At 31.8% G+C, this 24,575-nt stretch carries 24 protein-coding genes and 1 tRNA gene; 16 read left to right on the top strand and 9 right to left on the bottom strand.

Features of this window, described 5'->3' with window-relative positions; all coding sequences use genetic code 11:
* Positions 1 to 95: 95 nt before the first annotated feature.
* From AC1XJX_RS00520 to AC1XJX_RS00505, 4 genes are all read left to right on the top strand, one after another.
* On the top strand, positions 96 to 1,283 hold the full coding sequence (locus AC1XJX_RS00520; RefSeq protein WP_482001997.1) for an FIST signal transduction protein: 1,188 nt from the start codon (positions 96 to 98) through the stop codon (positions 1,281 to 1,283).
* Between the two features lie 10 nt (positions 1,284 to 1,293).
* Positions 1,294 to 3,066 (top strand): PAS domain-containing sensor histidine kinase, encoded by a 1,773-nt coding sequence (locus AC1XJX_RS00515; protein WP_482001996.1) that lies wholly within the window; start codon positions 1,294 to 1,296, stop codon positions 3,064 to 3,066.
* Complete coding sequence (locus AC1XJX_RS00510; protein ID WP_482001995.1) at positions 3,035 to 3,454, top strand: response regulator; 420 nt, start codon at positions 3,035 to 3,037, stop codon at positions 3,452 to 3,454. The genes AC1XJX_RS00515 and AC1XJX_RS00510 overlap by 32 nt, the downstream gene beginning before the upstream one ends.
* Before the next feature lie 112 nt (positions 3,455 to 3,566).
* Positions 3,567 to 4,145 carry a PhnA domain-containing protein gene (locus AC1XJX_RS00505; protein ID WP_482001994.1) on the top strand — a complete coding sequence of 193 codons (579 nt, stop codon included), beginning with the start codon at positions 3,567 to 3,569 and terminating at the stop codon, positions 4,143 to 4,145.
* Between the two features lie 132 nt (positions 4,146 to 4,277).
* Here AC1XJX_RS00505 and AC1XJX_RS00500 read toward each other — a convergent pair whose 3' ends face one another.
* Genes AC1XJX_RS00500 through AC1XJX_RS00490 form a run of 3 tightly spaced genes read right to left on the bottom strand, consistent with a single transcriptional unit; the run spans position 4,278 to position 5,043 of the window.
* Complete coding sequence (locus AC1XJX_RS00500; protein ID WP_482002208.1) at positions 4,278 to 4,430, bottom strand: GNAT family N-acetyltransferase; 153 nt, start codon at positions 4,428 to 4,430, stop codon at positions 4,278 to 4,280.
* Positions 4,431 to 4,450: 20 nt separating this feature from the next.
* Positions 4,451 to 4,609: a hypothetical protein gene (locus AC1XJX_RS00495; protein ID WP_482001993.1), complete on the bottom strand. Its 159-nt coding sequence runs from the start codon at positions 4,607 to 4,609 to the stop codon at positions 4,451 to 4,453.
* Positions 4,610 to 4,611: 2 nt separating this feature from the next.
* Positions 4,612 to 5,043: a YybH family protein gene (locus tag AC1XJX_RS00490; protein ID WP_482001992.1), complete on the bottom strand. Its 432-nt coding sequence runs from the start codon at positions 5,041 to 5,043 to the stop codon at positions 4,612 to 4,614.
* A 225-nt stretch (positions 5,044 to 5,268) separates the two neighbouring features.
* Between AC1XJX_RS00490 and AC1XJX_RS00485 the strand changes: the two genes are divergently transcribed.
* Entirely contained in the window at positions 5,269 to 5,550 is a 282-nt protein-coding gene (locus tag AC1XJX_RS00485) for a hypothetical protein (protein WP_482001991.1), read from the top strand.
* A gap of 1 nt (position 5,551) precedes the next feature.
* Here the strand turns inward: AC1XJX_RS00485 and AC1XJX_RS00480 are convergent, their stop codons facing one another.
* From AC1XJX_RS00480 to AC1XJX_RS00470, 3 genes are all read right to left on the bottom strand, one after another.
* Positions 5,552 to 6,652, bottom strand: a complete 1,101-nt coding sequence (locus tag AC1XJX_RS00480; RefSeq protein ID WP_482001990.1) for a DUF4407 domain-containing protein — start codon at positions 6,650 to 6,652, stop codon at positions 5,552 to 5,554.
* A gap of 85 nt (positions 6,653 to 6,737) precedes the next feature.
* A complete protein-coding gene (locus tag AC1XJX_RS00475) occupies positions 6,738 to 7,616 on the bottom strand; it encodes a DMT family transporter (protein WP_482001989.1) in 879 nt (292 codons plus the stop codon).
* 102 nt (positions 7,617 to 7,718) lie between these two features.
* Positions 7,719 to 9,113 (bottom strand): dipeptidase, encoded by a 1,395-nt coding sequence (locus AC1XJX_RS00470; RefSeq protein ID WP_482001988.1) that lies wholly within the window; start codon positions 9,111 to 9,113, stop codon positions 7,719 to 7,721.
* A 249-nt stretch (positions 9,114 to 9,362) separates the two neighbouring features.
* Between AC1XJX_RS00470 and AC1XJX_RS00465 the strand changes: the two genes are divergently transcribed.
* From AC1XJX_RS00465 to AC1XJX_RS00420, 10 genes are all read left to right on the top strand, one after another.
* A tRNA-Leu gene (locus AC1XJX_RS00465) sits at positions 9,363 to 9,444 on the top strand.
* Between the two features lie 186 nt (positions 9,445 to 9,630).
* The gene (locus AC1XJX_RS00460; protein WP_482001987.1) at positions 9,631 to 10,524 is read left to right on the top strand and encodes an IS1595 family transposase; all 894 of its coding nucleotides are present in this window, start codon (positions 9,631 to 9,633) and stop codon (positions 10,522 to 10,524) included.
* Positions 10,525 to 10,962: 438 nt separating this feature from the next.
* The gene (gene kduI / locus AC1XJX_RS00455) at positions 10,963 to 11,802 is read left to right on the top strand and encodes a 5-dehydro-4-deoxy-D-glucuronate isomerase (RefSeq protein WP_482001986.1); all 840 of its coding nucleotides are present in this window, start codon (positions 10,963 to 10,965) and stop codon (positions 11,800 to 11,802) included.
* 5 nt (positions 11,803 to 11,807) lie between these two features.
* A complete protein-coding gene (locus AC1XJX_RS00450; protein WP_482001985.1) occupies positions 11,808 to 12,593 on the top strand; it encodes a gluconate 5-dehydrogenase in 786 nt (261 codons plus the stop codon).
* 25 nt (positions 12,594 to 12,618) lie between these two features.
* Positions 12,619 to 14,019, top strand: a complete 1,401-nt coding sequence (uxaC, locus tag AC1XJX_RS00445) for a glucuronate isomerase (RefSeq protein WP_482001984.1) — start codon at positions 12,619 to 12,621, stop codon at positions 14,017 to 14,019.
* A gap of 20 nt (positions 14,020 to 14,039) precedes the next feature.
* The gene (locus AC1XJX_RS00440; RefSeq protein WP_482001983.1) at positions 14,040 to 15,020 is read left to right on the top strand and encodes a TRAP transporter substrate-binding protein; all 981 of its coding nucleotides are present in this window, start codon (positions 14,040 to 14,042) and stop codon (positions 15,018 to 15,020) included.
* A gap of 1 nt (position 15,021) precedes the next feature.
* Positions 15,022 to 15,483, top strand: coding sequence for a TRAP transporter small permease (locus AC1XJX_RS00435; protein ID WP_482001982.1), 462 nt, complete (start codon positions 15,022 to 15,024; stop codon positions 15,481 to 15,483).
* 2 nt (positions 15,484 to 15,485) lie between these two features.
* Positions 15,486 to 16,781, top strand: a complete 1,296-nt coding sequence (locus AC1XJX_RS00430) for a TRAP transporter large permease (protein ID WP_482001981.1) — start codon at positions 15,486 to 15,488, stop codon at positions 16,779 to 16,781.
* A 32-nt stretch (positions 16,782 to 16,813) separates the two neighbouring features.
* Complete coding sequence (locus AC1XJX_RS00425; RefSeq protein ID WP_482002207.1) at positions 16,814 to 18,259, top strand: tagaturonate reductase; 1,446 nt, start codon at positions 16,814 to 16,816, stop codon at positions 18,257 to 18,259.
* A gap of 23 nt (positions 18,260 to 18,282) precedes the next feature.
* A complete protein-coding gene (locus AC1XJX_RS00420) occupies positions 18,283 to 19,890 on the top strand; it encodes a UxaA family hydrolase (protein ID WP_482001980.1) in 1,608 nt (535 codons plus the stop codon).
* A 25-nt stretch (positions 19,891 to 19,915) separates the two neighbouring features.
* On the opposite strand, the gene AC1XJX_RS00415 is transcribed toward AC1XJX_RS00420, so the two are convergent.
* Positions 19,916 to 20,941: a LacI family DNA-binding transcriptional regulator gene (locus tag AC1XJX_RS00415; RefSeq protein ID WP_482002206.1), complete on the bottom strand. Its 1,026-nt coding sequence runs from the start codon at positions 20,939 to 20,941 to the stop codon at positions 19,916 to 19,918.
* A 112-nt stretch (positions 20,942 to 21,053) separates the two neighbouring features.
* On the opposite strand from AC1XJX_RS00415, the gene AC1XJX_RS00410 reads away from it, so the two are divergent.
* Positions 21,054 to 22,787: an Ig-like domain-containing protein gene (locus AC1XJX_RS00410; RefSeq protein WP_482001979.1), complete on the top strand. Its 1,734-nt coding sequence runs from the start codon at positions 21,054 to 21,056 to the stop codon at positions 22,785 to 22,787.
* A gap of 13 nt (positions 22,788 to 22,800) precedes the next feature.
* Here the strand turns inward: AC1XJX_RS00410 and AC1XJX_RS00405 are convergent, their stop codons facing one another.
* Both AC1XJX_RS00405 and AC1XJX_RS00400 read right to left on the bottom strand, forming a co-directional pair.
* A complete protein-coding gene (locus tag AC1XJX_RS00405; RefSeq protein WP_482001978.1) occupies positions 22,801 to 23,754 on the bottom strand; it encodes an alpha/beta hydrolase fold domain-containing protein in 954 nt (317 codons plus the stop codon).
* Between the two features lie 6 nt (positions 23,755 to 23,760).
* Positions 23,761 to 24,570 carry a rhamnogalacturonan acetylesterase gene (locus AC1XJX_RS00400; RefSeq protein WP_482001977.1) on the bottom strand — a complete coding sequence of 270 codons (810 nt, stop codon included), beginning with the start codon at positions 24,568 to 24,570 and terminating at the stop codon, positions 23,761 to 23,763.
* Positions 24,571 to 24,575 lie beyond the last annotated feature (5 nt).

The raw sequence follows: 24,575 nt of genomic DNA, 5'->3' as shown, positions 1-24,575 counted from the left end.
CGTCTATATGAAATAACCAATTATCTAAATTCAACCCCTGCGTATTGTTATTATTTTAAATTTTATTAAACTTTTTAAGTTTAAAATTCCAATATATGCTTCAATTTTACTCATCATCAGCTAGAATTATTAACACCAAAAGGAGTGTTGAAGAATGTTTAGAAAGCGCTTTGGGGGATGATAATAAAAGTATTGATTTAATTATATATCACGCCACTCTTGGGCATGATTTTAATGATATTTTAGAAAAATCAAAAGAATTGTATCCTAATGCTGATGTTGTTGCTGCCTCATGTTGCGGTATAGTTGGTAAAGAAGGCGTAAGTGAGTCTATGAAAGACATGGCGCTTATGGCCATAAAGGGAAAAGAATACGCCTTAGCTCATGTTGATGGTATATTTGGTCACAACTCTTACCAAAAAGCTTTAGAAATTGCAAATTCTCTAAAAAGTAAAAAAAGTGGCATAAACATGATTTACTTTTTAGCATCAGGCATAGACATTAATAACACAGAATGTATAGCTGCTTTTGAAAGTGTTTTTGGTGAAAATGTAACAATATTTGGAGCCACATCTTCTGATAATATGAAAGGCGTTGTAAGTTATCAAGCAGTTAATGATACTATTTATGAAAATGGCGCATATGCTATAGGTTTTTGCGATCCAACATTAAAAGTTTATACACAAGCCACTCATGGTTTTTTAGCTGAAGGAAAACCACTTGTTGTTACTAAATCTTCAGGGCATATAATTAAAGAATTAAATGGTAAACCAGCATGGAGTGAATATACCAATCAATTAGATGTGTCTGAAAATGCAACATGTGGAGACACCATTCCTATAGGTGCTTTAGCAGAAGAATTAAGTGACGATTTAATGTTAGAATATGGTAACAGTCATATCTTAAGGGTAGTTACTAAGCATGAAGGTGATGATATGTATTATGCAACTACTTGTGAAGAAAATACAAAATTATGGCTTACTGTAAGAGATGAAGATTTAATATTTGATGAAATGACTAATATGACAAATTCATTACGTAGTAAAATACAAAACGAAGAAGTTGTTGCCGTTTTTCATGCAGATTGTTTAGCTAGAGGGCGCTTTTTATTTAATAGAATTTTCAAAGAAGAGTTAGTGGCTAAAATGCAAAATCCTTTTTACAAAAATAATGAGTGTCCACCCTGGTTAGGCATGTATGGTTTTGGTGAATTTGCTCGTTTAGGAGGAAAAAACACATACCATAATTATACAACGGCGTTATATGTTATTACCAGATCTTAATTAAGAAGTTATGATAATTAGTAGAAAGCTAGTTGATGAAGAGGATTTTGATGATAAATATAGTTTATTGCAAAATGAGAATTTAAAGCTTCAAGAAAGACTAAAAAGCTATAACAATCTACAACAACAGCTTATTGCTGCCAATCATCTAAGAGATAAACAACTTGAATCTTACAAGAAATTAAATTACTACATAAAAGGTCTTATTGAATCAAAATCCATTCAAAATTTTAAAATTCATGTTACAGAAGCGGTTGTTGATATTTTTTCGGCTGAATCCTCTATGGTGGTATTTTCTAATGAACGTGAGGTGTCAATTTATACTGAAGGACTAGAAAAAAAAGAACACAATTCAGATAATATTTTTAGAGCCATTGAAAATATAACTCTAAATGTCTCAGAAAAAAAACCATTTTACTTATTAGAAAAACATATAGAGAATCATCCTGCGCTTGAAAAATTTGAAAGGATACTGGTAAGAAAATTTGAATCTAAAGAAGAAAATTTTCAGTTTTTCATTATAGGAATGGTCTCAAAAAAACATGCATTTGGTTATGAAAAAATAAGTTTTGAAGGACTATTAATGTTTGATAATTTTTCAGAGCAATTATATTCCATATTAAAGCATAGAATTTATAAAGAAAATTTAATTCACGAAAAAGAAAAGTATAAAAATATTATTGCCAATATGAATCTAGGTTTGCTAGAAGTGGATAATGATGAAAATATATTAATGGTTAATAATAGTTTTTGTAAAATTTCTGGTTACACAGAAAATGAATTGATAGGGAAAAGTGCCTTTAATTTATTGTTAGATGAAGAAGGTAAGTTAGCCATGAAAAATCATATTGAAACACGTCATAATAAGAACTCTTCGCTTTATGAAACAAAGATTATTACCAAACAAGGAGAAAAACGCACGTGGTTAATAAGTGGTGCACCAAATTATGATGTTAAAGGTGAGGCTATAGGTTCAATAGGCATTCATTTAGATATTACTAACCAAAAGAATTTAGAAATTAATCTATTAAAATCCAATACTGAGTTAAAAAAAATAAATACTGAGTTAGATACCTTTGTTTATAGAGTTTCTCATGATTTAAGAACACCAGTGCTTTCAATGATGGGGCTTATTGATTTAATACAACACGAAGATGATGTTGCTATGTCTGATGTGCATAAGGGTTATTGTAATTTAATGTCAGATAGTGCAAACAGATTAGACAAAACAATTCAAGAAATTTTATATTATTCTAGAAACTCAAAACTAAAACTTCAAATTCAATCCATAGATATTCAAAAATTAATCAATGATTTGTTTCAAGACATGAAATATGTCAATAAAGGTGAGATAAAATTTGAAACTAATTTTAACAACATCTATTTCATTGATTCAGATAGAGTTAGATTGGAAACTGTACTCAAAAACATTTTAAGTAATGCAGTAAAATATTTTAGCCCAAATAAAGATATGTGTTGTATCAGGGTTGATATAAGTCAAGAAAAAACTAAATACATTATTACTATAACCGATAACGGTATAGGTATAGAAAAAGACCAAATTGATAAAATTTTTGATATGTTTTTTAGAGCAACATCAAATGCTTATGGCACAGGCCTTGGTTTGTTTATAGTAAAAGAAACTCTTGGAAAATTAAAAGGTAAAATTTCAGTTAACTCTGAAATAAATGTTGGCACAAAATTTATAATAACACTCCCCATAAAACAAACAATAACTCCCTTAAAAAATAATGAAAACAAAATTAAAATTTCTGTTGATTGATGACGATCATGTTTTTAATTTTTTACACTCAAAGTATATCGAGAAATTAGAAATTGAACACGATGTAACTTGTTTTGAATCTCCATTAGAAGCATTTTGTTATTTTAGTAATTTAAGTATTGATAGCCTTCCAGATATTATATTTTTAGACATTAATATGCCAGAATTAAATGGATTTGAATTTTTAGATAAAATAATTGAAGAAAGTAATGAAATAATTGCAAAACTTAATATTTTCATAATAACGTCTTCTTTAAATATTTCTGATTTTGAAAAATCTAGAAAATACCCTTTCGTAAAAGGATATTATAATAAACCATTAGATTCTCAAAAATTAATTGACATAGTAAATTGGCTTTTTAGTAAAGATTTTAAAAAGTTTAATTAATTTAAAATCTAAAGTAACATTAAATTAAAGCTATTAATTATTAACTTAAGTAAGTTTTAAACTTTTAGATACTGTTGTTTATGTGTATTATTGCAAAATTTAAATGTAACTTATGAGTGTATTACAAACATTACAAGAACGAAGCAATCATACCTGTGAATTATGTACTTCAACTGAAGGATTATCTCAATATACCATTCCACCATCCTTAAATGAAAATGTTGCAAATGATGTTTTAGTTTGCAAAACTTGTTTAAATCAAATTGAAGGCAATGAACCCATGGATTCCAATCACTGGCGTTGTTTAAATGATAGTATGTGGAACGAGCATGTGGCAGTGCAAATTATGGCTTGGAGAATGCTACAAAGACTTCGAAATGATGGTTGGCCAAAAGATTTACTTGATATGATGTATTTAGATGATGAAGCTATAGTGCTTGCAAGAGCAACTGGAGAACACGAAGATGCGGCTAATAAAATTGTTCATCGTGATGTAAATGGTGTTATTTTAGAAGCTGGAGATTCGGTAGTTTTAATTAAAGATTTAAAAGTGAAAGGCTCTAGTATGGTAGCCAAACAAGGTACTGCTGTTAGAAATATTCGATTAGACCATCAAAACGATAAGTATATTGAAGGTAAAGTGGGGTCGCAACTTATTGTTATAATTACAGACTATGTAAAGAAAATCTAACTAATCTAAATTAAGATTTTCAATATCTAAGCTCATATTTATCAAATTTTTTTTAAATCCAACTTTTTCATAGGCTTTTATTGCGGCTAGGTTTTCATGATAAACATCAAGTCTTATTTTAAGAATATTTTTTTATTTACACCATTTAAGTAATTCTTTAATAATCAATTGATTTAATTGTTTTCCTCGATGAAGTTCGGACACATACATAAACCCAAGATAGCCTTGAAATTTATGTTTTAAATAATGCCTATCGGTTTTAATTTTCGCATACCCAGAAGCGATTATTTTATTATTTATTTCTGCTACAACAACTTCAGATTCGTTGTTAGTATATCATAATAATTAATATTACCTGCCTTTATAGTGGGATCAAAAGGGCGTTCTGCTTCAATAACACCTTGCTCAAAAGCTAATAAGGTTGGTAAATCCTTTAGGGTGGCTATTCTAACTCTAGAAAGCATTCTTAACTAGATGTGTCTGCTATTATTTTCCATTCGCCATCAATTTTTTTGAAAATAAGCATAAAAATCCCATCAGCATTTCCCACTTCACGCTTTATGTGATATTCTCCTAAAACATAATAGGCACCATCATTAATTTTAGAAATAGCATTTATTTTAAAGTTTAATTTGCCTGTGTGGTCTTTTGTTGGATAGGCTTTTTGATAGCGTTCCAAGGTGTTTTCCCAACCTTTAACAATACCATTTAAGCCATAAAATTTCAACGAATCACTCTTCCAATATCCTTCCATATATCCTTCCAAATCATCATCAGACCAAGCTAAACGTTGTTTTTTTAAAACTTTCTCAATAGCTTTTTTATCAGCTTCTTCATCAGTTTGTGAGTAGCTATTAAAAAGGGATAATATACAAAGTGCTAGAATTATTTTTTTCATTTTCACTCAATTATAATTATTTTAATATGGGTAAAAATAATTAAATCTGTTATTTATTTGGTTAATCATCGTTAAAATTGACATCAATTATTTTTTTGTCCTAGGTAAAAATCTTTTAATCGAAAAAATAGTGGGATTACTTTTTTGGTTATATATATTTACTTAGTAATCAATTGATTGCTTTCCCTCAGATTTATTGTTTAATTATTTAAAATCACTCTTATTATGGATTTACAAATTACTAGTTGTAATAACTTTTTTAATGTAAAAGGCATTCTTAACAGAAACAATGTTCATGTGTTTCAAAATGAATTTAAAAATATTTTTAATCAGTTAAATGAGGTTACTATAAGTATTCAAGAGATTGAAAGCATGGATAAGTATGGCGTTGCAGTGATTGCAAAACTGCACGAAGATGCACTTATTAAAAATAAAAAGTTATCGATAATAGGTTTTGGTTGTAAAGATTTATACGATCATTTTAAAACACAAGTTCCTGCTGCATAATTTATAATATATTTTTCTGGTGTTTGTAAAAAGCATCAGCCTGAAGCTGCATAAGTTCCCTCGCTTTTGTGCGCTTATAGGTATATAATTCGTCTTCTTTTTCAATGTCTTTATAAATTCGATCATTTAAAGCGTAATCTGTTTTTATCATTGCTTCTCTTTGATTTTTATTTTGAAGCACATTCGTTTTTATAGCCATTTCTTGGTCTTCAAGTTTATAATCGTAAGCACCTTTTGGTGAAAGTAATTTTGCGAAAATTGGAGATGTTTCTATGGCTAAAAATAATAGAAATATAAAAAATGATGGTAACCAAGGTAGTTTTTCTAAGGCATTTACTCGCGCCATTAAACCATCAAAATTGTTTATAATAGGTTGTGACGATATTATTTGATTTTCATAATCATCTTTTAAATTTGCAATATTAGTTTCAATACCTCTAATTTTAGTTTTATTATCTAGTTTTAGTTGTTGTAATTCAGCTAATGCAGCATCATGTTTTTCACGTTTTTCTGAGTAAACAGGTCCTTTTCCTAAAAGTTTTGTGCCAGCAGTTCCTTCTGCTTCAGATATGTAGGTGTCATAAAGTGAATTTACTTCTACTTCCTTTAAATTAACTTGATTTTCTAAATCCTTTATATCATTTTCTAGTGCTTTGATATTCGGATTATACTGTTCGGCTATTTGCATTTTATTAGCTAAAGTCATGCTGTTTTTTTGTTCTAATAAAACCTGATTAATTTCTTTTTCAAATATTTTAAGCTCTAAAGGTTTTGAAATAACTACGGCAATAATTATAGCTAAAACTATTCGAGGTAAAGCATGAATAATCTCATCAACTATATTTCCCGTTTTTTTTATGGTAGATACTATGTAGCGGTCTAGATTAAAAATGAGTAAACCCCAAATAAAGCCAAAGAATATTGCACTATATAGATTATCGAAAACTGTGTAAAGTGCGTAACTAGCAGCTATAAAAGCCATAACTGCTGTAAAAAAAACAGTGGCGCCAATACCTGCATATTTGTTTTGCTCACCTTTGGAGCAGTTGTTTAAAATATAGGTATCTGCACCAGAACAGATAATAAAAAAACGATTTAACATGATACGATTGATTTTGATTGATGTCTATAAGAACGTAAAACGTAGTAATTTGTTACACAATCAAATAAAAAACACTTATAGGATTTTATAATTCCTCATTGTTTTTTTCCTTTTTAGATAAAAAACTTTCAATAATAACTGTTGCAAGAATTAAAGAACCACCAATAAAAGTATTGATTGTTGGTATTTCGTTAAGAAAAAAGTAAGCCATTACAATACCAAAAATCGGTTGAGAACTACCAATAATACTTGCTGTACTAACTGAAAAATATTTTAAAGAGCGGATAAAAAGCGAATGCCCAATGGCAGTTGTAAATAACGCGAGTATAATAACAAATGGATATTGTGTTTCAATATTGTCTGTTCCCATTATGAACAAAAAAGGAATTAAAACAACACTTAAAATAATGATTTGGTATAACATAAGTACAGAGCCATTATAGTGTACAACATGCTTTTTTATAATAAGATTTCTAAGAGCATAGCATACTGCTGAAAATAAACCGAGCAAAACACCTTTAACATGTGAGTTTTCAAAGTTAAAATCTGGTGCAAGTATGTAAATTCCAATTAAAACGATGGTTCCTAAAATTATATGAGTAAAGTTGAATTTTGATTTTATAAAAAATGGTTCTAATAGGGCAGTGATTACTGGAAACGTAAAAAGAGATAACATGCCTAGTGCTACATTTGAAAGTTTTAAAGCATAAAAATAAGTGATCCAATGGGTGCCTAAAAAAAGAGCGCTTGTTACAACTGTTGGAATATCTTTTTTGGAGTTTATTTTTATGTTGAGTTTTTTATACTTACAAAATGCAAATAAAAATACAGCACCTAATACACAACGCCACCAAATTATTACTGGTGTTGGTAAATTTATAAACTTACCTAAAACTCCCGAGGTACTAATTAACAGAGTTGCTAAGGTAAGTAACAGGAGTTGGTTGGAGTGCTGGTTTTTCATAAAATGTTCCTAAACTTGTGTTAGCGATTGCAGTGGAAATCCTTTTGCTTTTGTAAAAGATTGAAATGTAAAGCGCGACCCTGTTTTTCAAAGGATAACACCCTATTTATTTTTTGAGAGCTCAGTAAAATATTTGTAAAATAATGGAATGGTTTCAATCCCTTTTAGGTAATTCCAAACCCCAAAATGCTCGTTTGGTGAGTGAATGGCATCGCTATCTAGACCAAAGCCCATTAAAATGGTTTTGCTTTTTAATTCTTGCTCGAATAAAGCTACAATAGGAATGCTACCACCACTTCGCTGTGGAATAGGGATTTTTCCGAAGGTGTCCTGATAGGCTTTACTTGCTGCTTTATAGCCAATATTATTTATTGGCGTTACGTAGCCTTGGCCACCATGATGTGGTTTTACTTTAATGGTAACACCTTTTGGAGCAATGCTTTCAAAGTGTGTTTTGAATAACTCAGTAATTTCAATCCAATCTTGATGCGGTACTAAGCGCATGGATATTTTGGCGTAAACTTTACTTGCGATAACGGTTTTTGCGCCTTCGCCAGTGTAGCCTCCCCAAATACCATTAACATCTAAAGTTGGGCGTATGGAGTTTCTTTCGTTTGTGGTGTAACCCGCCTCCCCATAAACAGCATCAATATCTAAGGCTTTTTTATAGTTTTCTAAGCTAAAGGCGGCTTTTGCCATTTCAGCACGTTCTTCTTCAGATAGTTCTTCAACCTTATCATAAAAACCAGGAATGGTGATGTGGTTATTTTCATCGTGAAGCGAAGCAATCATTTTTGTTAACACATTAATTGGGTTAGCAACTGCGCCACCGTATAAGCCAGAGTGTAAATCACGGTTTGGACCTGTTACTTCAACTTCAACATAACTTAGTCCTCGCAAGCCTGTTGTTATAGAGGGTACATCGTTAGCAATCATACCAGTATCCGAAATAAGAATCACATCATTTGCTAACTTTTCTTGATTATTTTTTACAAATGTGGCAAGATTAGAACTCCCAACTTCTTCTTCGCCTTCAATCATAAATTTCACATTACAAGGTAGCTGATTAGTGGTTGTCATATACTCTAAAGCTTTAACATGCATATACATTTGCCCTTTATCATCACAAGCACCACGAGCATAAATAGCACCTTCTGGGTGTAAATCTGTCTTTTTTATAACGGGCTCAAAAGGAGGAGACGTCCAAAGATGTAATGGGTCTGGTGGTTGAACATCATAATGTCCATATACCAGTATTGTAGGTAAGTTTTTGTCTATAATTTTTTCTCCGTAAACTATCGGGTAACCTTCGGTTTTACAAATTTCAACTGCATCACATCCGGCTTTTTCTAGGCTAATTTTAATGGCATCAGCTGTTTTTAAAACATCATTTTTATAGGCTGAATCTGCGCTTATTGATGGAATTTTTAAAAGTTGGATGAGTTCATTTAAAAATCGATCTTTATGTTCTTTTATGTAAGTTTGAATAGTATTCATGAAGTGTTTTTGTAAATCTTTTTCAAAAGTATAAAAAAAGAATGTTTTTAGGGGTTTGAAGTTTGCAATTTAAAAATCTTGTTTATATTTGCAAACCTTTAGCGGGCGTAGTGGAATTGGTAGACACTCTAGACTTAGGATTTAACCTAATTATTAGTGTTAAAATATTTAAAATGCAGGCGTGGTGGAATTGGTAGACACGTTAGACTTAGGATTTAACCTAATTATTAGTGTTAAAAATATTGAAATGCAGGTGTGGTGGAATTGGTAGACACGTTAGACTTAGGATCTAATGCCGCGAGGTGTGGGAGTTCGAGTCTCCCCACCTGTACAAAAAGTCGAAGAGAAATCTTCGGCTTTTTTAGTTTAAAATTGTGTCCATTTTTTATTCAGGTACAACATAGGTACAACATTTTGTTGTTTTTGATGAATTAATTTAAAATGATGAGTTTTAAATTAATTTATAGAGGTCAGTAGATAATTTTATATCTTGTAAGTCAATAAAAAAAGGGATTTTATGGAAATTTTCAAGGGTCAAAACCTTCTAGAGTTTCCTGAACGATTTAAAACGGACTTGGATTGCAAGGAATATCTAGGTCAAATCAAATGGAAAGAGGGCTATGTTTGCCGTAAATGTGGCAATGACAGTTATCAAGTACGCAAGAATTTTTCAAGGACATGTAATAAATGTGCAGATACAGAAAGCCCAACGGCCACTACCATATTCCATCGTGTTAGGTTTGGTGTTCGTAAAGCTTTTTTTATATGTTTTGAAATGGCAACTACAACCAAGAGCCTATCTGCCACCCAAATGGGTGTACGCTATGGTATTACAGAGAAGACCGCTCGTTTATTTATGCTTAAAGTAAGGGAAGCTATGGCTTCTAGTGAAAATCATCCCATGGATGGTCATGTACAGGTTGATGAATTTGTATTGGGCGGTTACGAGCAAAACAAAATAGGACGCAGTTATGATGCCAAGAAAAAGAAGGCTATTACCGCTGTTGAGTTTACTGATGATGGTAAAGTGAAGCGTATGTATGCTTTGAATATCAAAGACTTTTCCGCTCAATCACTTCAATATATGTTCATTAAACATATTGATAGGAAAGCTCAAGTAACCACAGACAAATGGAAAGGCTACCGGCCTATTGCAAAAGCCTATAACATTACCCAAATTGACAGTGACAAAGGAATGAACTTTAAGGCTTTACATACAATGATTCATCAAATAAAATCGTGGATTAGGACAACCTATTCTTGGGTAAGTGAGTTTAACCTAAATCGGTACTTTAATGAGTTTTGTTTTAGAATAAATCGTTCTCAAAGTAAAAACACAATATTCAACAACTTAATAACCAAAATGGTCAATAGTGATAAAATTTATCAAAGTGAAATTATATGTAACTAACTACTGACCTCTATTAATTTAATATCAAATACTATTATTGTTTTTTTTATTCCGAGCTTTCCGATTGCTAGATTTAAGAATTTAGCTGCCTGATTATTTTATAGTCTATAGTTATTAAAAGCTTTAAACCATAGCATAAATGTCACTGGTTTGAGTCATGTTTGCACTATTAAGTACGTCTGTAACTTATATGATTGATATTTTAAATATTTCTACTAAACCCCAATATTAGAATTCTTAATTTTATTAATTCAGCTTTTTATTAACTATATAAACTTGAATTATAAATAATTCTAGAAACTTACCGTTATCCAAGGTTAATGATTGTCCTTTTTTAGACTTTAAGTTTTTCGTTAAAGTACAAAATATTTAAAATAAATTGGTTTTACATAAATTTATTATATATTTGTGTAATCGATTACATAAATAATTTTAAACATGAATAACTATAGTGCCAGATACGCTTCAGGCCCAGAATCAGTTAAAGAATATCAGACGCAGGAATTGCGTGACGAGTTTTTAATTCAAAACGTAATGAAAAAGGATAAGCTATCATGGGTGTATTCTCATTATGATAGATTTATGGTTGCAGGTTTAGTTCCTGTTGCAAAAACAGTTAAACTTGAAACCATTGATCCTTTAAAGGCAAATTTTTTTCTAGAAAGGAGGGAGTTGGGAATTATAAATATAGGTGGATTAGGAAGTGTAGAAGTTGATGGAGAAATTTTTAATTTAGATAATAAGGAAGCACTTTACTTAGGACAAGGCAATAAAAATGTACTTTTTTCAAGTAAATTTTCTAAAAACCCTGCGCAATTCTATTTAAATTCAACACCAGCACACAAGGTATTTCCGAATAAGAAAATAGGTATTAATGATGTTGAGGTTATTGAATTAGGCTCGTTTGAAACTGCTAATGCAAGAACTTTAAGGAAATATATAGTTAATAGTGTTGTAGATGTTTGTCAGTTACAAATGGGAATGACTACTATCAAAGTTGGTAGCAGCTGGAATACTATGCCAGCTCATATACATGATAGAAGAATGGAGGTCTATTTTTATTTTGAAGTGCCAGAAAATCAAGCTGTTTGTCATTTTATGGGACAGCCAACTGAAACACGTCATATATGGATTGGCAATCAGGAAGCAGTAATTTCTCCGCCATGGTCTATTCATTCAGGCTCTGGAACTTCAAACTATTCATTTATTTGGGGTATGGCTGGTGAAAATTTAGATTATGGAGATATGGATGTTTGCAACATAAATGAATTAAGGTAAGTTTAATGGAATTATTTAGTTTAAAAAATAAAAGAGCATTAATTACTGGAGGCACTCATGGTCTTGGAATGGCTATGGCTGATGGTTTGGCCAGTGCTGGTGCGGAACTTATAATTACTGGGACAACTCAATCCAAAATGGATGATGCTTTAAGATATTACAAGAATAAAGGTTTTAAAGTTTCTGGATATTTGTTTGATGTTACTGATGAAGAAAATGCTAAAAAACATATCAAGATTATTAAAAAGGAAATTGGAGAAATTCATATTCTAATAAATAATGCGGGAATCATTAAAAGAGAATTAGCTATTACAATGCCTGTTAGTGATTTTAGAAAAGTAATTGATGTTGATTTGGTTGGTCCTTTTATTATGTCTCAACTTATTGCAAAAGAGATGATAGAAAGAAGAGAAGGTAAAATAATAAACATTTGTTCAATGATGAGCGAACTGGGACGAAACAGTGTTAGTGCATATGCTGCTGCAAAAGGCGGACTAAAAATGCTAACACAAAACTTAGCAACAGAATGGGCAAAATATAACATTCAAGTTAATGGAATTGGACCTGGTTATTTTGCAACCAGTCAAACAGAACCTATACGTGTAGATGGACATCCATTTAACGATTTTATAATTAACCGAACACCAGCTGCAAGATGGGGGAATCCTGAAGATTTAGCAGGAACTGCAGTGTTTTTAGCCTCAAAAGCTAGCGATTTTATTAACGGTCAAGTTATTTATGTTGATGGAGGTATACTTGCAACCATAGGAAAACCATCTAATGAGAACTAGCTCAATAGACAAACAAAACTAACCAATGAGTACAAAGTTTATACACGATAATTTTTTGCTTGAAAATGCTTATTCTGAAGAGCTATATCATAATTACGCAAAACATCTTCCTATAATTGATTATCATAATCACTTACCACCAGCAGCGATTGCTGAGGATAAGGTTTTTAATAATTTAACTAATGTTTGCATTAATGGCGACCATTATAAATGGCGAGCCATGAGAACTTTAGGTATAAATGAGAAATTCATTACCGGAAATGCTTCTGATAAGGAGAAATTTATGCAATGGGCAAAAACAGTGCCTTACACCATGCGTAATCCACTATATCATTGGACACATTTAGAGTTAGCGCGATATTTCGATGTCTATGAGTTGCTAAATGAAAACTCTGCAGATAAGATCTATAACGAAACATCTGAAAAGCTAAGTAGTAAAGATTATAGTTGTAGAAATTTATTGCGTAAAGTAAATGCCGAAGTGATTTGTACTACCGAAGATCCAACCGATGATTTGCAATATCACAAACAATTAGCAAATAGCAATTTTGAAATTAAAATGAGTACAGCTTTTAGACCTGATAAAGCTATATTAATTGGTAGCGAAGGGTATAATAATTATATAAATGCTCTTGGAGAATCTGCCGATTTGGAAATCAATTCTTATCAAAATCTTAAAGATGCCCTTAGAAATAGAATAGTCTATTTCAATGAAAATGGTTGTAAGCTGTGTGATCATGGTTTGAATCAAATTTCTTTTGAAAGTTTTACTGATAATGAGATAGCCGAGATTTTTAGTAAAAAAAGAAAAGGCAAAGTTTTATCGGCTAAAGATATTTTGAAATTTGAGACGGCTATTTTATTATTTCTATCTGAAGCCTATCATGAGTTTGGGTGGGTACAACAATTTCATTTGGGAGCACTTAGAAATAATAATGTACGAATGCACAATATTTTAGGTCCAGATACTGGATGGGATTCTGTAGGTGATTTTTCACAAGCTGAAAAATTATCAGCTTTTTTAAATGAATTGGATAGCAAGGATAAATTAACAAAAACTATTCTATATAATTTAAACCCTGCTGACAATGAGGTGATTGCTACCATGATAGGTAATTTTAATGATGGAAGTATAAGAGGTAAAGTTCAGTTTGGTTCTGGTTGGTGGTTTTTAGATCAAAAAGATGGCATGACCAAACAATTAAACGCGCTTTCTAACATGGGGTTGGTTAGTTGTTTTGTTGGTATGCTAACAGATTCTCGCAGTTTTTTATCATTTCCAAGACATGAATATTTCAGACGTGTTTTATGCAACCTTTTTGGTGATGAGATAAAGCGTGGTGAGTTACCAAATGATATGGAATGGATTGGAAAAATGATTTCTGATATCAGTTACAATAACGCAAAAGAATATTTTAATTTTTAAAATAAACAATTATAGATATAATGAAGTGTAATCTCATTTTAGCTCTGTCCTTATTAGGCTTTTTGTTGCTCAGTAGCTGTGGAAATATTAGTGATACTCGAACTATTAAGCTAGCACATGGTTTAGATGTAAATCATTCAGTTCATAAGGCTATGGTTAAAATGGGAGAAGACCTATTACAAATATCAGGAGGTAAAATGCAATTGGAAATTTATCCAAGTCAGCAATTAGGAACCGAGCGTGAGTGCATAGAATTGTTGCAAATTGGCAGTTTGGATATGACCAAAGTATCTGTAGGTGTTATGGAAAATTTTGCTCCTAAGATGAAAATTTTCGGATTGCCTTTTTTATTCAGAGACAGAAAACATTCATTTCAAGTTTTAGATGGTTCAATAGGGCAGGGGCTGTTAGACGAAGGCACTAGATATTGGATTAAAGGTTTAGGGTATTACGATGCAGGAAGTAGAAGTTTTTATACAAAAGATAAGCCTATTAATTCACCAGCCGATTTAAAAGGATTAAAGATTAGAGTTATGGAAAGTGTTACTGCTATGAATATGATAAATAGCTTAGGTGGTTCTGCAACACCCATTTCGTGGGGCGAATTGTATACGTCTCTGCAGCAAGGTGTTGTTGATGGTGCCGAAAATAACCCACCTAGTTTTTACCTATCAAGGCATTATGAAGTTTGTAAATATTATACACTAGATGAGCATACGGTATTACCAGATGTTTTAATTATTGGAACGCATCTTTGGGAAAAATTATCTGATCAAGAAAAAAAATGGATGCAACAAGCAGTTGATAATTCTGTAATATATCAACGTCAATTATGGGCTGAAGCCGAAAAAGAGGCTCTAGAAGCCGTTCAAAAAGCTGGTGTAACTATTGTTTATCCTGATAAAACATTGTTTTTTAAGAAAGTTAAAGACGTTTATTCTGAACTTGAAAATAATCAAGAGATGGCTCAACTCATAAAACAAATTCAAAACACTAATTAATATGGCAATCAGAAAAAAAATTGATAAAATATTAAGTAATGCATTAGTAATTATTATGAGCGTAATGGTTGTTAATGTATTATGGCAGGTGTTTACGAGATTTATAGTTGGCACACCAAGTTCCTTTACTGATGAATTGGCTAGATATTTAATGATATGGTTAGGGATTCTGGGAGCAGCTTACGTTTCAGGGCGGAATATGCATGTTGCCATTGATGTATTGCCATTACGCTCAAGTAGTAAAACTCAAAGGAAATTAAAGCTAATTGTTTATACATTAATAATTGTATTTGCATTTTTTGCTATGGTAATTGGGGGTTTAAGATTAGTTTTTATAACGTATACTCTGGATCAGTTTTCACCTGCATTGCAACTTCCTTTAGCGGTTGTTTATTTTGCAATTCCATTAAGTGGAGCATTGATTATTTATTATAAAATTTCTGATATTTTAAACATCAAGTAACCATGGAATATATACCAGTAATAGTATTAGTTCTTAGTTTTATAGGATTATTATCAATAGGAATGCCCGTAGCTTGGAGTATTGCCATATCATCAGTTTTAACCATGATGGTTAGTATCCCTGCACTACCAGCTTTTACTACGGTTTCTCAACGTATGGGTACAGGTTTAGATAGTTTTGCTTTATTGGCAATCCCTTTTTTTATACTCTCAGGTCAATTAATGAATAAAGGTGGTATAGCACATCGATTAATAGCTTTTGCAAAAACTTTAGTAGGATCGCTACCAGGTGGTTTAGCTTTAATAAATGTAATTGGAGCGATGTTAATGGGCGCTATTGCCGGTTCTGCTATGGCATCTGCTTCGGCAATGGGTAGTATTTTGGGGCCAGAAATGGAAAAAGAAGGTTACTCCAGAGAGTTTGGAGCAGCGGTTAATATTACCTCGGCAACCACAGGATTAATTATTCCACCTAGCAATATTTTAATTGTTTATTCTTTAGCTAGTGGTGGAGTTTCGATTGCAGCTTTATTTTTAGCAGGTTATATTCCCGGAATTTTAACAGGATTATTTTTAATGATTGTTGCTTCATTTTGGGCAAAAAAGAAAAAATATAAATTAGGAAAACGAAGCTCTTTAAAAGAAGTCTTTAAAACGTTTATTGACGCTGTACCTAGTTTATTTTTATTGGTTGTTGTTATTGGCGGCATTATAACCGGAATTTTTACTGCTACTGAAGCCTCAGCAATAGCGGTTTTATACACTTTGGTATTAGGCTTTCTTTATAAAGAAATTTCAGTAAAATCTTTACCAGAAATTCTTTTAGATTCTTCGGCTACTACAGCAGTAGTTATGCTTTTAATTGGGGCCTCTATGAGTATGTCTTGGGTAATGTCATACGAAAATATTCCACAAAATATAAGTTCGGTATTATTAGGTATAAGTGAGAATAAAATCATCATATTACTTATTATTAATTTGCTATTGTTGTTTGTTGGAATATTTATGGATATGACACCAGCAGTACTTATTTTCACGCCTATATTTTTACCTGTAGTTACTGCATTAGGAATGGATCCTATTCACTTTGGGATTATCATGGTACTAAATCTCTGTATAGGCTTATGCACACCTCCCGTTGGTTCAGTGCTTTTTGTGGGTGTTGGTGTAGCACAAACTACAATTCAAAAAGTTGTAAAACCTTTGTTGCCATTATTTTTAGCTATGGTAATTGCCTTGTTTTTAGTAACCTATATTCCTGAATTAACCTTATGGTTACCTCGATTATTTGATTTATAAATATGATTAATATGACAGATTTAAAAGAGAAAATAACCACTCTAAATAGAAAAAATTTACAATTAGAAAGTAAGCCACCAATTAAGATTGTTCAATTTGGTGAGGGCAACTTTTTAAGAGCTTTCATTGGGTATGCGTTTCAAGAATTAAATAAAGAAGCAAATTTTAATGGAGGAATTGCAGTGGTGCAACCTATAGATAAAGGTTTGGTAAAAATGCTGAATGAGCAAGATGGGTTATACACTTTATTTATGAAAGGTGTTAAAAGAGGAGAGGAGATTCAAGACATAGAATTAATATCGAACATTGTAAAAACCATTAATCCTTATTCTGATTTTAAAGATTATTTAAATTTAGCAAAAGTGGAATCGTTAGAATTTGTAATTTCTAATACCACTGAAGCAGGAATAGCTTATGTAGATACCGATACATCAGCAATGCAACCTCCAAGTTCGTTTCCAGCCAAATTAACCGTTCTTTTATATGAACGTTTTAAGTATTTTAATGGCGATGTAAACAAAGGACTTACCATGATTCCTTGTGAGCTTATTAATTATAATTCCGATACATTAAAGGAGATTATTTTAAAATATATTTCATTATGGGATTTAGGTGAAAGTTTTAAAAACTGGCTATTGCATAGCTGTACATTTCACAATACATTAGTAGATAGAATTGTACCAGGATATCCAAAAGATGAAATTGAAGCTTATAACGCGCAGTTACCTTATGAAGATAACCTTATTGTATCAGCTGAAGTATTTTTGTTATGGGTTATTGAAGGAGGAAAAGATTTAAAAGTCAAATTACCTTTTGAGAAAACAAATTTAGATGTTAAGATAGTAGATGACATGCAACCTTATCGTACAAGAAAAGTACGCATATTAAATGGTGCGCATACAGCTTTGGTGCCTTTTTCAATATTATACGGAAACAAAACCGTAAAGGAATCTGTTGATAATCCATTCACTAGTAATTTTATTAATAAAGTGGTTTTTGATGAAATTATTGATACATTAGAAATGGATAGAGAAGAACTAAACACCTTCGCTGATGAAATCTTCGATCGATTTAGAAATCCATTTATCGTACATAATTTGTCAAGTATTGCGTTAAATTCAATTTCTAAATTTACAGTTAGAGTATTACCGAGTTTATTGGGTTATATAAATATTCATAAAAAGCTTCCAATAAATTTAACTTTTGCTTTCGCCTGTTTAATTCGTTTTTATAAAGGTTCTTGGAATGATATGCATTTACCAGTTCAAGATAGCGATGAAATTTTGGCTAAGTTTTCCGAAATATGGAAGTCTAATGACAGCTTAAGCGTTGCTAAAGCAGTGCTAGCCATAAAAGAATATTGGGGAGAAGATTTAACAAAAGTTGAAAATTTAACTCAGGCCATTGCTTTAGCTTTAAATGAAATAGAACTTAATGGTATTGAAGAAGGATATACAAATTATTGTAAACAGTTTTAATTTAAAAAATAACCGATTTAAAAATGCAAAAAAAGCTTATAAAAGTTAATCAATCAGACAATGTGGCTGTAGCTTTAGTTAACCTTAAGGCAGGAGATGTAGTGTCTTTTGAAGGACAAAAAATAAGCATTCTTTCCGATACAAAGGCGAAACATAAAATAGCATTACAGAAGTTTGAATCTGGAGATCGAATTATTATGTACGGTGTACTAGTTGGAACTGCAAATGGAACCATAGAAAAAGGCGATGTTTTAACCACAGAAAATGTAAAACACCAAAGCGAGAAAGTATGGGGTAGAACTGAAACGTTTTCTTGGACACCACCTAATGTTGATAAATGGAAAAACAGGACTTTTTTAGGCTATCATAGAGAAGATGGACAAGTAGGTACAGAAAATGTTTGGTTGTTTTTCCCGTTGGTATTTTGTGAAAATAGAAATATCGAAACTTTAAAAGAGGTATTTGAAAAGGAGCTTTTAAAGAAAAAAGTGAATCCTCATCAAATGTTACTCCGTTCATTAGTTAGTGGAGAAGAAGAAACACAAGTAGCTGAAAAATCTGCCGATGTGTTTGAAAATATTGATGTTAAATTTATAACGCACCCTGGAGGATGTGGTGGGATTAGACAAGACTCTGAAAGCTTAGCAAGATTACTAGCAGGTTATGTAAATAATCCAAATGTAGCAGGCGCAACCGTATTGAGTCTAGGATGTCAAAATCTGCAAATAAGCATATTAAAAGATGCCTTAAATGCCATTAACCCCAATTTAAAAAAGCCGGTTTTAATTTATGAACAGCAAAAGATGGGAACTATTGATGATATGTTATCTACCATCATTAAAGAATCTTTTGAAGCCATTAAAAAGGCTAACAATTTAGAACGTAAACCAGCACCTTTATCTAAATTAAGAGTAGGTTTAGAATGTGGTGGTTCAGATGGTTTTTCAGGCATTTCCGCTAACCCTACTTTAGGTGCAGTTTCAGATATTCTAGCAGCCTTAAATGGTACTGCTATTTTAGCTGAATTTCCAGAATTATGTGGCGTGGAACAAGAATTGGTTAACAGGTGTGTTGATGATGAAAAAGGAGAAAAGTTTTTGGAGTTGATGAAAGCTTATGAGAAATCCGTTGTTGATGCAGGTTCTGGTTTTGACATGAATCCATCACCTGGTAATATAAAAGATGGACTTATTACTGATGCCATGAAATCAGCCGGAGCAGCAAAAAAAGGAGGGACTTCCCCAGTACAGGATGTTTTAGACTACGGAGAGTATATCACTAAACCGGGGCTAAATTTATTATGCACACCAGGTAATGATGTAGAGAGTACTACAGCTATGGTAGGATCAGGTGCTAATGTGGTTTTGTTTACCACTGGTTTAGGTACACCTACAGGAAACCCTATAGCACCAATTATCAAAGTGTCTTCAAATACAGAACTTGCTGAAAGAATGCCAGATATTATTGATATTGAAACAGGCGCTGTAATTAGAGGAGAAAAAACTATTGAAGAAATGGCTGATGAAATGCTTGAGTTTATAATTAATGTATCAAGTGGTAAAATTAAAACCAAAGCCAGATTACTTAATCAAAATGATTTTATTCCTTGGCGAAGAGGTGTCTCTCTTTAATTTTTTAAGAACTTCAACTAGTTTTTTATAAAGCTGATTTTAAAGAAGATTTTCTAACGATTAATTCAGGCGTTAACACGACTTGTTTTTCTGTTTTTATTTTTTTTCCGTTATTCACTTCTTCAAGAAAAACTTGAGCAGCAATTTTACCCATTTCAATTGGAGACTGATCAACAGATGAAATTGAAAGTTCCATAAAACGAGTAAAAGGTTCATTTGCAAAGCCTACAACACATATATCTTCAGGAATTCGAAGTCCATATTCCTTAATTTCTTGAATGGCTCCAAGGGCTGTAAAATCACTAGAAGAAAATACGGCATCTGGTCGTATTTCCATATCCAGTAAAATTTTCATGGTTTTTCTCCCTTCTTCTACTTTACTTCTAGTTTCGATAACTAAACTTTCATCAAAATCTAAACGGTGGTCAATTATTGCTTGCTTATAACCCAAATAACGATTCTTAAAAATTTCTAAAGACCTGTCATTTGATAAATGCGCAATACGTTTACAACCTTGATTAATTAAATGTTTTGTGGCTTCGTAGGCACCATTATAATCATCGATAGTTACAGAACTGACACCATCAATCTCTTTCTTTCTATCAAAAAAGATTAAAGGAATATGTTTTTGAGACAAATTATTAAATACCTTGTTTTTGGTTTTTGCATTAGAAATAGACATTAAAATACCATCTACTTGTGCATTTATTAGTGAGCTAATATTTTCATTTTCCAATTTTTCTTGATCATGTGTTTGACAAACTATCACATGATATCCTTTTGTATATAGCTCTTCTTCAATACCTCTAATAACAGAAGCAAAAAAATTACTATCCATACGTGGTACAATAACACCAACATTAAAACTTTTACCGCTCTTAAGAGCTCGAGCAAGTGTATTTTGCTCATAATTCATTTCAGCTGCAGTTTCTTGAACTAATTTTCGAGTGTTTTCACTTATTTTTAAATTATTATTTAATGCTCTTGAAACTGTTGCAGCTGTTAAATTAAGCTTCTCTGCAATATCGTAGATAGTTGTTTTTTTCACTATTAAATTCTATTTAAATTGAATCCCTGTAAAAATACATTTTTTAGTAGGATTAATAATTGTTTAGTAAATATAATTATTTACATTTGTGTAATCGATTACAATTTAAATAAAAATGAAAAAATTAAAAAATATAATCAAAGTTTTTATTGCCACTACTTTTCTTTTTTCGCTTGGGTGTAGTAGTGATGGTGTTGAAGAAACTAATAACGTATTAGTAAAATCAATAGTTATATATGGAGAGAATATCACCGATGGTACTTCAAGCCAATTATCTGCTGGTATTATACCGAACAATGCTACAAATAAAGACGTTGTTTGGAGCGTTCAAGATAATTCTGTTGCTATTATTTCAGAATCTGGATTATTAACCGCCGTGTCTAATGGAACTGTTTCTGTTAAGGCAACCGCAAATGATGGTTCTGGAGTATTCTCAACAAGAGACATATCGGTCTCTGGTTATGAAGGGCCTTCAGTTTTAGTTCAAGCTATAAATGTTACAGGTAGTGATATAACTGATGGAACTCCTAGACAATTCATAGCTGAAGTATTACCAGCTAATGCTTCTAATAAAGTTATCACATGGTCTGTTTCCGACAGTAATTTAGCAGATATAAATCAAAATGGTTTGTTGATTCCTAAAAAAGATGGCATTATTGACGTCAAAGCAACCGCTACAGATGGGAGTGGTGTAGTAGGTCAGCTTCAAATTAATATAGCTGGTGTTTCATCCATAGCTGGTGTTAGTACTTCACAAGAAATATTAACGGCTATTGCTAATACAAACCCTGGCGAAATAATTTATATAATAGAAGGTAATTATGTTTTTAATTCCACCATTAATATCTCTAGAGATGGCAGCTCAGGAAACGTTATTTCAATTTTACCACATCCCAACAATACAACAAGACCCAAATTTGATTTTTCCTCTATGTCCGAAAGCTCCTCTAATAGAGGTATTCAACTTTCAGCTGATTTTTGGCATATAAAGGGTATCGATGTTTTCGGAGCTGGAGATAATGGCATGTTTATTAGTGGAAGCAATAATTTAATAGAATTTTGCACCTTCAGTGAATGTAAAGACTCGGGGCTACAAATAGGAAATGGTGGAGGAAATAATATTATTTTAAACTGTGATTCTTTTTTCAATGCTGATTCAACATTAGAAAATGCAGACGGTTTTGCTAGTAAACTTGATGCTGGAACGGGGAACAAATTTATAGGCTGTCGTGCATGGCAAAATCTTGATGATGGTTGGGACGGTTATTTACGAGGAACAGATAATATTACTACTACCTACGAAAATTGTTGGGCTTTTAAAAACGGATTTTTAAAAGATGGTACTGCAGGTGCTGGAGACGGTAATGGATTTAAAACAGGTGGTAGCGATGATAAATTGTTAAAACATAATGCCATTTTTAAAAACTGTATAGCAGTTGGGAATATTTTTGATGGGTTTGATCACAATAGTAACAGAGGAGATATAGAGCTTTATAACTGTGGTTCTTACAGTAATGGTAGAAATATAAGTTTTAGTAGTACAAACATCGCAAATTCTCTTTTAATTAAAAATACGGTTTCTGTTTCTAGTGGAAGTAATGATAGCTTTAATGCAACTACAACAGATATAACAAATAATAGCTGGCAGAATGGTATAGTAGCTAATGCAAGCGATTTTGTAAGTTTAAATACAGACGTATTATCTAGTTCTAGAAATGAAGATGGTAGCTTACCAAATATAGATTTTATGAAACTTGTTTCTGGAAGTGATTTGATTGATGCTGGAATAGATGTTGGATTGGGTTTTAGTGGGTCAGCACCAGATATAGGCCCATTTGAGGCTCAATAGTCAATATTTAGTTTTATTCTATCAAAATTTTATTTAAGAATTTAACGGTAAAATTTAAAGTGGGTTCAAACCAAGGATTTACCAACCAAAAAGAGTGAGGACTGTTCTCAATGGTTTGAACTTCGTTATAAATTTGGTGTTGGTTTAAAATAGAAATCATATCGTCTCTACCAGCATGGAAACGAGCTTGGGAGCTATTAATAAAAAGAATAGGAGGAGTACTACCATTCACATATTCTAATGGGGATGCTTCTTTCCAGTTTTTCCAATTGGTTTGCCTTGAACCATTCAACCAAATACTAGCCATTTTACCTTCTGCTGATGCTTCAGGATGAATAAAAGAGACTATACCATCAATGTTTATAATAGCTTGAACATGGTCTGATACAGCTTGGTCAAATCCATAAATTGATGAATTTGGAGTTACACCGATTAGGGTTGCTAATTGGCCTCCAGCTGAAGCTCCTAAAACCGCTATTTTATCTGGATTTATTTGATACTTTTTGGCTTTTTTTCGCAGGCACCTAATAGCATTTTTTAAATCAATTACACCAGCTGGATACGGTGCTTCTAATCCTAATCTATATTCTACAGAAACAGCTACAAAACCATTGAGTGCTAAATGTTGAGCCATAACACGTTGATTCTCTTTACTGCCTGTAAGCCATCCACCACCATGAATTAATAAAACAGCAGGATAGTTGTTATGAGACTTGTCTTTTGGAGAATAAATGTCAACTTTTAATTTGGTTCCAGTTAAGCTTTTATAAACAATATTTTCTTTTGCCTTAATTTTATCAGAAATTAAAGGTTGAATAGAAACGATATTTGGATATTTCTTTTTTAATTTCTGGTAGGTTGTTTCAATATTGTAAGGTTTAAATTCTGAATGTTTCTCTTGTGAAGAAGCAATCAGGATAAAGAAAAGTAAAATGGTTAAACAGAAGATTTTCCGAAATCGCTTCATCTTTCTTTATTTGGTATTTAAACTTAACTCTTGTAAACCCTCAAACACCAACCTAGCAACTTCGGTAGCTCCTTTTGGTTTAAAGTGTGTGTTGTCTTTTAATCCGTCGGGATAAGCTTCATAAATTCCTGATGGGATATTCATAAAATAATTTTCTGTTACAAATGGCTCACCTTTTTTACTAAAAAAGTCCATTGATTTTTGATTTAAATCAATTAGCAAAACCTCCAATTCACTAGCTACTTCTAAAACTGATTTATAATAATCGCCATGCACATTTTCTAGTTTACCATCATTCCAGGGATAATTTCTAGCAACTGGAGTTAGAATTATTGGAATTGCTCCTTTATCTCTTGATTGATTAACAAATAATCGTAAAAATTCTTTGTAACCTTCAATATTAACATAGCGTTCTGTTTTATGTTCAGCTGCATCATTATGCCCAAACTGCATGATAACAATATCATTTTTTTGAAGATTTTCATAAATACCTCGCCATCGTCCTTCTTGAAAAAAAGTTCTGGTGCTGCGTCCACCTCTAGCACGATTATCAACAAAAGCACTATCGCCTTTTACCAAATTTGCGATTTTGTTTAGGCTGTCATTATGCATAAAAGATTGAAAAACTTGCCCCCAACCTGTCATTGGATATCTTGTTTTCATATAATCTTTTCCAGGATCATAATCACCTGAATAATCTGCCATAGTAGAATCTCCAATTAAATAAATTTTAGTGATTAATGGTTCTTCAGTATTATTATAGCCAAAGACTAATAAACAACAAATTAATAAATAAACATATGTTAGATTTTTCAAGTTTA

It is taken from the genome of Flaviramulus sp., assembly GCF_982512915.1.
This window is presented reverse-complemented; position numbering and strand designations above follow the sequence as displayed.